Genomic DNA, 12,814 nt, shown 5'->3' with positions numbered 1-12,814 from the left:
TGAAAAATGTCCAAGAGCAGGCCGCGCAAAGTATATTTTCCCAGGGCTGGATGATATTGCCACTCAAAAAAGGGCGCAATGCGCCCTTTTTTCGTGCTAGGTTCTTAGACTCTACTTAGCTCACTTTGGCGAGCGCCGTGGGAGAAAATTCAGTATAAATGAGGTTGTATGTCTAGGTTGGATATAACTATTCTTAAAGAGTGACTTGAAGTATTGCGGCAGAGCAGGTAGCCTTCTTGAGAGCCATTGCCGCTCCAAAAGGAGAGTGGGTTGGCACTAAAGTTTGGGTTAAGCTTGATTTTAGAGCCTCCTGTAGCTCGATCTGCGCCACCCAAAAAGTGCGATCGCCCCTTACCCGGTCACAGATCACAGCTTTTTTAGTGCCAACTTGATAAGACTGATCTGGGCGTATCTTGGTTTCCTGTATCTACCCCCTAAACTCCGCCATGTCTACGACTCTATCTCATACATTGAAGAATGATAGCTTGCAGCTGTTGCGAGAGTACCAGAGATCGCGATCGGCTACTATCCGCAATCAGTTGGTTAAACTCAATTTAGGATTGATTAGAAAAGAAGCGCATTACTGGAGCAATCAATGCTCAGAAAACTACGAGGACTTGGTTCAGGTGGGCTGCTTGGGTTTAATTCGCGCTATTGAGCGGTTTGAAATCTGCAAAGGTCATGCCTTTAGCTCTTTTGCCCTTCCGTATATTCGAGGTGAGATTCAACACTATTTACGAGATAGAGGCTCTTCTGTCAGGATTCCGCGACGCTGGCTGACACTACAACGGCAGGCTGTAACGGTAACGCGATCGCTCCACGGACAGCTCAATCGACAGCCAACGGATGCAGAAGTGGCGGCTGCACTACAAATTTCCCAAACAGAATGGCAGGAAATTAAGTTGGCTTGTCAAAATCGTGCGCCTCTAAGCCTAGATACACCGATGGGAGATGAAGAAGAAGGTTCTACTTCCCTCGGAGAACTCGTACCCGACCCCCGGTATCGCAGTTTTCAGTTAGCGCAAGAAGACCAGATTCGCCTCCAACAAGCTCTCGTGCAGCTAGAAAACCGCACTCGCGAAATATTAGAATTTGTTTTTCTACAGGATTTAACGCAAAAAGAGGTTGCCGAACGCTTGGATATCAGCGTGGTCACTGTATCTCGTCGTGTCAAAAAGGGACTAGACTCGCTCAAGCAGTTGATGGCAGGAAACAACGATTAAATCACGCCTTAACATTAAATAAAGCGATCGCGCTCATCGTCCCAGAAACATATTCCTGGAGTGTAATTTGCAGTCAGTACGTATATTCACGTAAGGCTGCTGGCCTACCCTCGGAAAATACTCGCTCTTTTTCTGGGGGCGATGAAATTTTAGAGGAATTATGCTTTCCCCCTCCCCTCCAAATCTGGGGGGAACAGAAGTCTTCTCCCCCCAGATTTGGGGGGCAAGGGGGGCAAAACCTTGAAGAGAGTGTCAAAAACCCGTTCCTCAACAAATTAGCAGCGGGTAGTTCGTGATATAAATGTACCAGGCACGCTCTTTGTGTTCGGATGTCGAAAGACTGGGCTTTTGTGGTAAATGGTTGTAAAGCTTTTGGGAGACTGGCAATGCGTCAAATTTCATTCCTTACCTTTTTAACGACGCTGGCTCTTTTGATGGGTGGATGCAATCCTTTTGGTGGTGGAGGGAGTGAAAGTAGTAGTTCTCCCACGCCTACTACCTCACCAGTAGCCCAGTCACCCAATCCTGATTTTCCAAACCCAACGGTTGAGCAACAACAGAAACCAAGTCCTGCGCCGGTACAACAAAAACCCACAGTTGCGGCAGCCACAGCTTCAGAATTGATTCCACCTACTGACCCCGACAAGCGGAGGGCAGAGGTGCAAAAAGAAAAGCAAAAAGCGGCAAAAGACCCATTTGGCGTGATTCCCATTCCACAAAATCCACCACCGCCCGATCCTGGTTCTACTAACGCTCCCCCTCCGCCCACAACATCTCAAAGAGTTGTTCCTCAAGTACCTGAACTGCAAGTAGCACAACCGCCCAGGCTAAATGTTGTTTCTACTAATAACAGCATATCTGTGCCTCAATTACCTGTATTGGCAGTAGCTCAACCGCCCAGGCTAAATGCCGGTTCTACTAATAACAGCATATCTGTGCCTCAATTACCTGGATTGGCAGTAGCTCAACCACCAACGTTGAATGTTAGAGATAACAATAAAAGTGTTCTTCAACTACCTGGAGTCTCAGGAGTAGGAGTGCCAAGAAGAACCCCTGTGCAACCGCAACGCCGCACGCCAGAGTTCACGGGCGGACTGGGCAAACTGCCAAAACCTCCTGCATCCACGGTCAACACAGTAGCAAGCCGATCGCAACGGACGCCATCCACTCCCACCAGAGTCGCCAGAGCGCCACAACGCAGCCAACAGCTAGTTAGCACTAGCACAGTAGCAAGGCAACCGCAACGGACGCCATCCACTCCGACTAGAGTCGCCAGAACGCCACAACGCACCCAAAGGCCAGCAATTACAGTGGCAAGGCAACCGCAACGGACGCCATCCACTCCGACTAGAGTCGCCAGAACGCCACAACGCACCCAAAGGCCAGCGACTACAGTGGCAAGGCAACCGCAACGGACTCCATCCACTCCCACTAGAGTCGCCAGAACACCACAACAAACCCAAAGGCCAGCGACTACAGTAGCAAGGCAACCGCAACGGACTCCATCCACTCCCACTAGAGTCGCCAGAACACCGCAACAAACCCAAAGGCCAGCGACTACAGTAGCAAGGCAACCGCAACGGACGCCATCCACTCCCACTAGAGTCGCCAGAACACCGCAACGAACCCAAAGGCCAGCCAACACAGTGGCAGCAGTTCCCGCAACAGCGACTCCAAATGCGACACCTACCAGCCCTGCTCTAATTGCGCCGCCTCAACCTCCCCAAATTCCGGTGTTACCGCCGCCGCCAGACCCTACTCTGGCAAAAGGGGTTGAAGTTTCGGGTGTGATTGTAGTCAACAATGAGGCTCAGGCGATCGTTAAAGCACCGAATGAAGCGACAACTCGGTACGTCAGGGCTGGGCAGCGGTTGTCAAACGGGCAGGTGCTGGTTAAACGAATTGATATGAGCGAAGGGTCTGAGCCGATCGTCATTCTGGAACAAAACGGCGTTGAAGTTTCCAAAGTAGTTGGAGAAAAACCGATCGCGCCCACACAACCGGGATCGCAACCGGCTACTCCAGGACAACCGGGTACTCCCGCAGCGACTGTCTAAGTACTCATCGACTGAGAATTCTAGCTGGAAACCTAACCCCCCAACCCCCTTCCCTACCAGGGAAGGGGTCGCAGTTTATGGCTGCCCTCTCAGAAGCGGTGGGGGTCTGTCAATCCAAAATGTAAAGATAAACAAAACGATCGAGATGCTTGGAGAAAACCACAAATATCAAGTTCAATTACCTGGACTGCCTTTAGCTGTTTATCGCGAGTTAGCAACTCATCTGCGTCAGGTGGAGGGTGTGCAAACGGGCCTTATACCTCAGCATTCCCAGGAATTCGATTACGATCGCTCTCAAGTGGAAAGTCTGTGGATCGAGTATTCCGAAGCAGCAGACGACGCAGCTCGCCAACGGGTAGGCCGGATTTTGCAGTATTATCGGGAGCGATACGCCACAACGTAATGGTCAGTGGTCAGTGGTTAGTGGTCAGTGGTCAATGGTCAGTGGTCAGTGGTCAATAGTCAGTGGTCATTAGAACGCATTACTCAGTAATATTATGTCCGTTACATCAGCATTGTCTGTGGGTATTATTGGTTAAATTTAACCACAGATGAAGACAGATGAACACAGATAAACACAGATGTAGAGGGAGATTTTTTTAGACAACCGATGCTACCGGACATGATATAACCAGTAAGCACCAATTACCAATTACCAATCACCAATCACCAAACTATGGGTACGATTCAAGCTTTACGAGGAACGCGGGATATTCTGCCAGAAGAAGTTGTGTATTGGCAGCGGGTAGAATCTGTGGCGCGGGATATTCTCGGTAGAGCGGCTTATCAGGAAATTCGCACTCCTATTTTTGAGGAAACGGGGCTGTTTGAGCGCGGCATCGGTGAAGCTACTGATGTTGTAGGTAAAGAAATGTACACTTTCCTTGACAAGGGAGAGCGTTCTATTACCTTGCGCCCAGAAGGAACAGCAGGGGTGGTTCGAGCTGCGATCGAACACGGCATTTACGCTCAAGGTGGGGTGCAGCGGCTTTGGTATACGGGGCCGATGTTTCGCTACGAACGTCCGGGTGCGGGCAGACAGCGGCAATTTCACCAAATTGGGGTGGAGGTGTTGGGCAGTCCAGAACCACGTGCAGATGCGGAGGTAATTGCGATCGCAACCGATATCCTGCAAACGCTGGGACTCAAAAACCTGCACCTAGATATCAATTCTTTGGGTAATCGAAACGATCGCTTAACTTATCGGCAAGCACTGGTAGATTATTTGACTCCGTATAAAGCCGAATTAGACCCCGATTCTCAAGATCGTCTCAGTCGCAATCCGCTGCGAATTTTGGATAGCAAAGATAAGCGTACCCAGGAAATTGCCCAGAATGGCCCCAATATTTTGCAATATCTCGGCCCAGATTCAAAGCGGCACTTTGAAAAGGTACAGCAATTCTTGAGCGATTTGGGGATTTCCTATCAGGTCAATCCTCGTTTGGTACGCGGTTTGGATTACTATACTCACACTGCTTTTGAAGTTATTTCTGATGATGGCGAGTTGGGTTCCCAAGCAACTGTTTGCGGTGGTGGTCGCTACGACGGATTGCTGGCAGAATTGGGTGGGCCAGATACTCCATCTGTAGGTTGGGCGATCGGTTTGGAAAGATTAATTATTCTGCTGCAAAAGTTGCAATCTCCTCCAAAGTTTGTGCTGGATTTTTATGTAGTTTCGCGAGGAGAAAAGGCAGAGGCGCAAGCGCTTTTGTTGACTCAAAAGTTGCGTCGCGCTGGATTTAGCTTAGAATTAGATTTAAGTGGAAGTGCGTTTAAGAAACAGTTTGCACGCGCCGATAAAAGTGGCGCAATTGGTTGCTTGATTTTGGGCGATGAAGAAGCAGAAAGTCAAACCGTTAAGTTGAAGTGGATGGCGACAAAAGAACAACAGGCTCTAGCTCAAGTTGACTTACTGGAAAAAGCAGATGAACTGCGGCGCGAAATTGATAACCTTAAGACAAAGGAGAATGAACCATGAATCCGCAAATTTTAGAAAAAACAGAAAACTTTGTAGTTGAAGAAGATCGACGGCTAACTTTATATGGAGTTACCTGGGAGCAATACGAAACTATCCGCGATACCCTGGATGATTATGCCGGGTTGAAAATGATTTACATAGAAGGAACTCTGGAGTTTTTTATGCCTGGTGATAAACATGAAAGGAGCAAAAAAATCATTGCTCGTTTGGTTGAACTGTACTGCACAGATAAAAATATTAGGCTTTATGCCTCTGGTTCTACAACCTATCGTAAAAAGGCAAAAGAAAAAGGATTAGAACCGGATGAAAGTTACTCTATTGGAGAATTCAAAGAATTTCCAGACTTTGCCATAGAAGTTATTGTTACCAGTGGGAGTATTGCTTTACTGGAGGTTTACAAGGGTTTAGAAATTCCAGAAGTATGGATATGGAGGAATGGTAAGTTATCTTTGTACTATTTACGAGGGGAGAACTATGAACTAATTGAAAAAAGTAATTTTTTGCCGGAATTAGATATTGAGTTATTAGTTCGCTGTGCTAATATTGCCGATCAATATGATGCTGTCGTCGAATTTCGCAACGCCATCCGTTAATAATCGCTCCCAGTGAAATCGGATGTTCGGCTCTTTCGGAGTTGTTATACTTTTTTTCAAAAAAATAACATTTTTATTCCTCTGCTCCCCTGCTTTTCTGCTCAAATAGCAGAGGAAGAGCCATTTTTTCCCGCCTTCCCTTCCCGGCGGTAGGCAATAGCCCCTCAAAACGCATATTTCCTCATAAATAGATACAATATTCTGATATCCGCTTCTAGTATAACTTTTTTCACCGTGACCGCATTAACAAAAGTTACCCCAGGTCAGCCGCTCACCTCTTTGCAAAAATCAGGTCTGGAATGGGTCGCTCGTCTGCACGGGGGACGCGATGTGGTCTTGGCGATCGATCTTACAGAAAGTGTCGGTCTCAATGATGAAGGTCGCAATCGTCTGCGTCAGATTGTGCAGGATAGCCTGCGTCCCGGAGATTCTGTTTACGTTGTTCCTTTTGCTACGAATGTAAATCCCCTACCGCCAGCGATTGAATTTAACGGGAAAAGAGAAGATATTGATAGAATCTTACAGGTTGTACCGCTCGATCGCGATCCAAACCTCCGCAATACAGATATTCAGCGTGCAGAATTAATTATATATCAAAATCTTGCTCAAGTCAATCACGATCGGCTGCAAGAAAATCAGCCAATCAAGCCTCAGTCAGTTGTTTGGATTACCGATGCTCCCCTCTTCAGTAAATCTGGACAAGAGTGGATTGAAACGCCTGCTGACAGTCCTTTTCGAGTGGAAAGCTCCGAAGAAAGTCAACAGCGGCGGGAGTGGATTCAGGCTTTGCCAATGCGCGATCGCAAATTGGGAATCCGAACAAACGATAATAAAGAATATAACCTGACTGTTGTTGATATTGACCCTACCGTTCAGGAATTATGCACCCCAGCACCAGGCGGTAGAGAAACCTGTTTGGTTACTCCTTATTTAATAAAGCAGCTGTGGCTACCAGCGTCAATTTCCATCATAGTATTCATTGCTTTAGTGGTGGCGGGAATAAAATTTTATCGCCTACAAAAGAAGTGGCAGCTAATAGTAGATTTTACCGCCACAGCCAAAGAAGAAGACCAAATTTGCTATTTAGGACACAAAAAACGAATTGCTATTGGTGAATATGATTCTACTTGTGATGATTCAATTGACACTCCAGGGCCAGAAGTGAGAGCATATTTAGAGCGGAAAGGTGATAAACTTTACTTAGTGCCAACGGGTGACGCACCAATTTATTACAACGGTCGAGAAATCACCGTGCGGACTCTCATCACTGGATACCGGATAAGGTTGAATTGTCCAGATTCTAGAAAACGCGATTACGAGATAGTTATTAAACTAATAAAATAGCATTAAAGGAAATGCAATGTCAACACCGCAGGCAGATTATGATAATAGTTGGAAACACGCGATCGAGCAATATTTCGAGCAATTTGTATTGCTGTGTTTTGCGGATATTTATCCGTTAATAGATTGGCGTCGCGGTTTCCAAGTTTTGGAACAAGAATTGCAACAGATAGTAGGGGAAGGAGAATCGGGAAAACGAGTAGCAGATAAACTGTTTCAAGTTTGGCTGTTGGATGGATCGGAAACTTGGGTATTGATTCATATAGAAATCCAAAGCCAAACGGAATTAGACTTTGCCAAACGGATGTATCAATATAATTATCGAGCTTTTGAAAAGTACGATCGACCAGTGATTAGTTTGGCAGTTTTAGGGGATGAAACAAATTCTTGGCGACCATCTGTTTATGAGTATAGTTTGGATGGTTTTCAGTTGCGAATGCAGTTTCCCATAGTCAAAGTGTTAGATTACGAAAGTCAGTGGGAGGATTTAGAGCAAAGCGCTAATCCTTTTGCCATTATGATCATGGCACATTTGAAGACAAAAGCCACGATTGGAAATCTAGAAAATCGGAAGCTTTGGAAATGGACTTTGGTGAGGGGACTTTTTGAAAAAGGTTACACTAGAAACGATATCGTACAGCTATTCCGGTTGATTGACCGAATGATGGCTTTAACGAGGGAACTACAACAGCAATTTAAACAAGAAGTAAATCGCTATCAGGAGGAAATAAAAATGCGTTTTTTAAGCAGAATTGAAGAAGAAGCTATAGAAGAAGGAATCCAGCAGGGAATTCAGCAGGGAATTCAGCAGGGAATTCAGCAGGGAATTTTGCAAGCTGTCCGAGGGGATGTAATTGAAGTTTTGGAAATGCGGTTTCAAGAAGTACCGCCGGAACTGATTGAGGCGCTGAACAACATTAATGATGTGTCGGTATTGAAGCAACTTCACCGACAGGCGCTTACCATTAATTCTATCTCGGAATTCCAGCAATTATTTTGAGAAAGAAACCCGGTTTCTCGAAGAAACCGGGTTTCTGAAAATCAGGAGGAAAGAAGAATGCGTTTTTTAAGTAGGATTGAAGAAGAAGCAATTGAAGAAGGAATCCAGCAGGGAATCCAGCAGGGAATTCAGCAGGGAGTTTTGCAAGCTGTCCGAGGGGATGTAATTGAAATTTTGGAAATGCGGTTTCAAGAAGTACCTTTGCGAGTGAATGAGGATCTGAATAAAATCAATGATCTGTCGGCATTGAAGCAACTTCATCGACAAGCGATTAGTGTTAATTCCATCTCGGAATTTCAGCAATTACTTTGAGAAAGAAACCCGGTTTCTTTGAGAAACCGGGTTTCTGCGAGAAAGGTTTCTTAGAGAAACCGGGTTTCTGCAAACAATGAATAAAAAGGAGATCGAAAAAATGACTCAATCAAATGAACGGAATTTTCGGGGAATCAACCGCACTATTTGTATCGGATTAGGCGGTACGGGTAGAGATGTGTTGATGCGAATTCGGCGGTTAATAGTCGATCGCTATGGCGATTTAACCAAACTGCCAATTGTAAGTTTTGTTCATATAGATACAGACAAAGCTGCTACCCAAGTATCTGGATTGCGGACAGGAAGTACCTATCACGGTGTTGACCTCAGTTTCCGGGAATCCGAGAAAATAGGCGCTACCATGACATCATCGGAAGTTACTAATTTCGTGCAAGGAATGGAACGCCGATCGAATTACGATCGCCAAGGCCCTTATGACCATATCGCCAGATGGTTTCCGCCGCAATTATTGCGGAATATCAAAGCAGTGGAAGAAGGCGCAAAAGGAATTCGACCTGTAGGAAGATTGGCCTTTTTTCACAACTATCGCAAAATTCAAAGTGCCATTCAAACAGCAGAAAATCGCACGCGGGGACACGAAGCAACCTTACTGAAATTAGGACTAACAGTTGAAGAGGGATTGAATATTTTTGTGGTAGGTTCTCTCTGCGGTGGTACGGGTAGCGGGATGTTTTTGGATGTCGCTTATAGTCTCAGGCGTGCTTATGGCGATCGCGAAGCCAAAATTGTTGCTTATTTGGTAATCAGTCCAGAGTTGTACGGCAATAGTCCTAATATGATCGCCAATACTTACGCTGCTCTCAAAGAACTTAATCATTATACCACACCCAGCACAAAATTTGAAGTTTGTTATGATATGCAAACCATAGAAATTGTGCAAGAGACACGACCGCCTTTTGACTACGCATATTTAGTTTCCAATCAAACCAGCAGCGACTATAAAATTCTCAAACAGGCGAAATTGTGCAACGTCATCGCGCATAAAATTGCGCTAGATTTTTCGGGCGAATTAGCACCAGTCGTTAAGGGAATGAGGGATAATTTCACCTCACACATGATTCAGTGGGACGAGCATCCCCGTCCCAACGTTCAGCGGTATTTAACATTTGGATTGGCGGCAATTTATTTTCCCCGCGATATCATAGTGCAAATCGCTTTGACTCGGATTAGTTTGAAATTAGTTGCATTCTGGTTAAATGGTTCGGGACAAAGCCCAGATCCTCAACGGTTATTTGAACAATTTATAGTTCAATATAATTGGCATAGCGATTTGGCGCAAAGGGATGGTTTTACTACCAGATTAGCAGAAGCGGTTCAAGAATCGAATAAGACTTTTGTCGGTACGCTGAACAGTTGGAGAAATACTAAGTTAGAAAAAGCAATCAACGAGTGCAAAAATAAAGACGATCGCAACGGTTTAAGACAAACTTTGCCTCGCGAGTTACGAGAGCAATTTAGAAAAACACAGCCGGGTGAAAATGAAAGTACAAGAGGAATTTGGCTGACCAGATTGCTACAGGTAAGCCCGGAAATTTTGAAACAACTCAAAGAAAACATCGATCAATTTTTGGCTAATTTAATGACACCGGGAACTGCCAATTTTTCGATTAAGAGCGCTCGCGACTGGTTAGATACTTTGCAAACAGATTTGGATAGGTATCAGCGACAGCTTGAGGAGGAAATCACTATATTTGGCGGGGTACGCAAATTGGAAGATTTGGAGAAGAAATGGCGGGATGCGGAACAGGTAATTGAAGATATCGAGCAGAAATTCGAGTTACCTTTGGTTGGTGGTAAGAATCGAGAAGTCCAAACAGAAGCCAAAAGGGTAGTGCGGGAAGTTTGCGATTTAATCAAACACAATTTTGATTTCGCAGTCACTCAAGAAGCACTCAAAATTGTCAATGAATTGCAAAAGCACTTGCGCGATCGATCGACTCAACTGGCTGGTTTCAGTCGGGTAGTTGATAACTTGAAAAGCGACTACGAAAAAGAGGAAAGCGATCTCAGACAGATGAATTTTGATGAAATGAGCGGCGAGGCAATTTTTGACAATGAAGATATTGAAAATTGTTACAAAACATTGTTGCCCAGCAATGATTTTCGCGCCCAATTAGTGCTACTGAGTAAGGAAATAACAGAAGCAGCGGGGATTGAAGAGTCGATCGCTTATTTGATCGATCGCACCAATCAAGAACAACTGCAAAAAGAAATCGACCTGAAAGTAGACAGCTTGTTTGGATCTCGCAGCAATCAAATTGTCAAGTCAGTTATTAAGCGTTTTATTCAAAATTACAACGCTTCCGAACGGCGTACTCGTTTGGCACAAGTTAAAAATGAAGCGGAACCGCTGCTGCGTTTAAATTTGAGCGCTCCTTACTTCCATCAAACACCAGCCAAAAGAAGTGATTTAGTGGGATTTAAAGATACTGACGAATCGGAAGTTCAGCAGTTTAAAACCATTCTAACCAGCGATTCGGGAATTTCGGAAAATGCCCTTAAACCAACTCAAGCTGAAGACGAAATTTTAATCGTGACCGAATATGCCGGTTTTCCTCTCCGACTGATTAGCGGTTTGGAAGCAATGCGAAATCCTTACATTCGCGAAAATAATATGGGTGGTTTTCTCCATAATGATTATCGCACTGTATTTACCGATATTATTCCTCCCGATGCTAGAACGATCGAGGATTTGGAGGATGTTTTCTATCCTTGTTTGGCGTTTGAGTTAATCAAGCAGAACACAGAAAATCAGCAGTTGGAATTTGAATATTACGATGGTTTGCGAGATACTCATAATACTGCTTCTCTCAGTCCAGTGTGGAATCAAGCTTTAGAAGAACTCGCTAACAGAAGCGATATGACTGGAGCTTTGAAGCAACTTTTGGAGGGTGCGGAAACACAGATAGAGAGACAACCAAATCGCTGGCAAGATTACTACTTACCCAAACTGAGGCAATTTGTCGATCGCGTCGATAAACTACCAGAAGAAGATCCCAATTATCCCTACAAAGCTACCGTAGTGGGAGTTTCGGGAACTACCACTACGGTAGCCAAAGAAGGAATCATCGATCGCTTCCGCAAAAAAATAGAAGCGCGAGTTAAATCCATCTCAGCACCAAATTCCCCGCGGAGAAAACCTCCCCAGGAGCCAGAAGTTATCTCAGCCGAATTTTTCGAGCCAGTAGATTCTACCGATCCCAAACAGATCGAACTCGATCGTTTACAACAAGAGTTGCGAGATGGTTTGATTACTCAAAAAGGATACGCAATAAAATGTGAAGAAATTAGGAAAAAATACTCCCAATGAGGTGACCAGGCTCAGCCTGGTCACCTCATTGGGAGGCTCTGCCTCCTTACTGATAAAACTGAGGCTGAGCCTCTTATATCCCATTCCCAGGCTCAGCCTTGGCACGAGAAAAACCACAGATTGTGATGGGTGTATGTACGACAATGTTTGCAAATTTATAACCGAAGAATTCACAGCCGATATTGCCACCTGGCTATTAGGTTCACCAGTCAACTTAACTCTACTGAGTCTTTCCGAATTATCCTTAGAACCAATTAGAGCAGATTCTCTAATTCTACAGGATGTTGATAATAATTTGGTACTCCATTTAGAGTTTCAAACCGATCCCGATCCCGCAATACCTTTTCGGATGGCTGACTATCGCCTGCGCGTTTATCGTCGTTTTCCGCAAAAAAGAATGCGTCAAATAGTCATTTATTTGCGAAAGACAGGTTCCCAATTAGTGCAGCAAACTTCTTTTGTTTTAGAAAGAACAACTCATTCATTCGATGTGATTCGCTTATGGGAAAGACAGCCAAGTGAATTTCTCAATCCTAATTGTGTGGGATTATTACCATTTGCCGTGTTAAGCAATACGGAAAATCCCCAACAAATCCTCAATCAAGCCGCACAATTGATTGAAGAAATACCAGAAAGAAGGGTACAAATTAACTTAGTTGGTACTGCCGCCATCTTAGCTGGGTTAGTATTGAAGGAAGAGGTCATTAAAACAATCCTACGGGAGGAAGTTATGAGGGAATCAGTGATTTATCAAGAAATTTTGCGAACTGGATTTCAGCGGGGTCGTCTGGAAGGCAGACAAGAAGGTATTCAGCAAGCGACAGAGAAATTTGCTCGTACTTTGCTGCAAAGAAATATGCCTGTAGAGGAAGTGGCAAGTCTGACAGGACTGACAATTGAACAAGTGCAAAGTCTACAGAATTTTGTGGATAATAACTGAATTTTAGCGTGACCAGGTTCAACCTGGTCACGTCAACTA

At 44.8% G+C, this 12,814-nt stretch carries 10 protein-coding genes; all 10 read left to right on the top strand.

The features are described from left to right. The first annotated feature begins 446 nt into the window (after nucleotides 1-446). The 10 genes from LAY57_RS07380 to LAY57_RS07335 all read left to right on the top strand — a co-directional run bounded on the left by LAY57_RS07380 (nucleotide 447) and on the right by LAY57_RS07335 (nucleotide 12,775). Nucleotides 447-1,223 (top strand): RNA polymerase sigma factor SigF, encoded by a 777-nt coding sequence (locus LAY57_RS07380; protein ID WP_249065757.1) that lies wholly within the window; start codon nucleotides 447-449, stop codon nucleotides 1,221-1,223. Nucleotides 1,224-1,609: 386 nt separating this feature from the next. After that, nucleotides 1,610-3,280 (top strand): hypothetical protein, encoded by a 1,671-nt coding sequence (locus LAY57_RS07375; RefSeq protein ID WP_249065756.1) that lies wholly within the window; start codon nucleotides 1,610-1,612, stop codon nucleotides 3,278-3,280. Between the two features lie 145 nt (nucleotides 3,281-3,425). Then, nucleotides 3,426-3,683 (top strand): hypothetical protein, encoded by a 258-nt coding sequence (locus tag LAY57_RS07370; RefSeq protein ID WP_249065753.1) that lies wholly within the window; start codon nucleotides 3,426-3,428, stop codon nucleotides 3,681-3,683. Between the two features lie 273 nt (nucleotides 3,684-3,956). Then, nucleotides 3,957-5,258, top strand: coding sequence for a histidine--tRNA ligase (gene hisS / locus LAY57_RS07365; protein ID WP_249065751.1), 1,302 nt, complete (start codon nucleotides 3,957-3,959; stop codon nucleotides 5,256-5,258). Next, the gene (locus tag LAY57_RS07360; RefSeq protein ID WP_249065749.1) at nucleotides 5,255-5,851 is read left to right on the top strand and encodes a Uma2 family endonuclease; all 597 of its coding nucleotides are present in this window, start codon (nucleotides 5,255-5,257) and stop codon (nucleotides 5,849-5,851) included. The genes hisS and LAY57_RS07360 overlap by 4 nt, the downstream gene beginning before the upstream one ends. Before the next feature lie 234 nt (nucleotides 5,852-6,085). Continuing rightward, nucleotides 6,086-7,195, top strand: a complete 1,110-nt coding sequence (locus LAY57_RS07355; RefSeq protein WP_249065748.1) for a VWA domain-containing protein — start codon at nucleotides 6,086-6,088, stop codon at nucleotides 7,193-7,195. A 16-nt stretch (nucleotides 7,196-7,211) separates the two neighbouring features. Then, entirely contained in the window at nucleotides 7,212-8,192 is a 981-nt protein-coding gene (locus LAY57_RS07350; RefSeq protein WP_249065746.1) for an RpnC/YadD family protein, read from the top strand. A 57-nt stretch (nucleotides 8,193-8,249) separates the two neighbouring features. Further along, nucleotides 8,250-8,504: a hypothetical protein gene (locus tag LAY57_RS07345; RefSeq protein WP_249065744.1), complete on the top strand. Its 255-nt coding sequence runs from the start codon at nucleotides 8,250-8,252 to the stop codon at nucleotides 8,502-8,504. A 100-nt stretch (nucleotides 8,505-8,604) separates the two neighbouring features. Continuing rightward, entirely contained in the window at nucleotides 8,605-11,835 is a 3,231-nt protein-coding gene (locus tag LAY57_RS07340) for a tubulin-like doman-containing protein (RefSeq protein ID WP_249065743.1), read from the top strand. Nucleotides 11,836-11,968: 133 nt separating this feature from the next. Continuing rightward, complete coding sequence (locus LAY57_RS07335) at nucleotides 11,969-12,775, top strand: Rpn family recombination-promoting nuclease/putative transposase (protein ID WP_249065741.1); 807 nt, start codon at nucleotides 11,969-11,971, stop codon at nucleotides 12,773-12,775. Nucleotides 12,776-12,814: the final 39 nt, after the last annotated feature.

Origin of the sequence: Argonema antarcticum A004/B2, assembly GCF_023333585.1 — a bacterium.
Classification (GTDB): domain Bacteria; phylum Cyanobacteriota; class Cyanobacteriia; order Cyanobacteriales; family Aerosakkonemataceae; genus Argonema; species Argonema antarcticum.
The sequence above is the reverse complement of the archived record's forward strand: the minus strand, read 5'-3'. Positions and strand labels throughout refer to the sequence as shown.

Coding starts and splice junctions, on each gene's coding strand:
- LAY57_RS07380 (WP_249065757.1), top strand. CDS start 447: ATGTCTACGACTCTATCTCATACATTGAAGAATGATAGCTTGCAGCTG.
- LAY57_RS07375 (WP_249065756.1), top strand. CDS start 1,610: ATGCGTCAAATTTCATTCCTTACCTTTTTAACGACGCTGGCTCTTTTG.
- LAY57_RS07370 (WP_249065753.1), top strand. CDS start 3,426: ATGCTTGGAGAAAACCACAAATATCAAGTTCAATTACCTGGACTGCCT.
- hisS (WP_249065751.1), top strand. CDS start 3,957: ATGGGTACGATTCAAGCTTTACGAGGAACGCGGGATATTCTGCCAGAA.
- LAY57_RS07360 (WP_249065749.1), top strand. CDS start 5,255: ATGAATCCGCAAATTTTAGAAAAAACAGAAAACTTTGTAGTTGAAGAA.
- LAY57_RS07350 (WP_249065746.1), top strand. CDS start 7,212: ATGTCAACACCGCAGGCAGATTATGATAATAGTTGGAAACACGCGATC.
- LAY57_RS07345 (WP_249065744.1), top strand. CDS start 8,250: ATGCGTTTTTTAAGTAGGATTGAAGAAGAAGCAATTGAAGAAGGAATC.
- LAY57_RS07340 (WP_249065743.1), top strand. CDS start 8,605: ATGACTCAATCAAATGAACGGAATTTTCGGGGAATCAACCGCACTATT.
- LAY57_RS07335 (WP_249065741.1), top strand. CDS start 11,969: ATGTACGACAATGTTTGCAAATTTATAACCGAAGAATTCACAGCCGAT.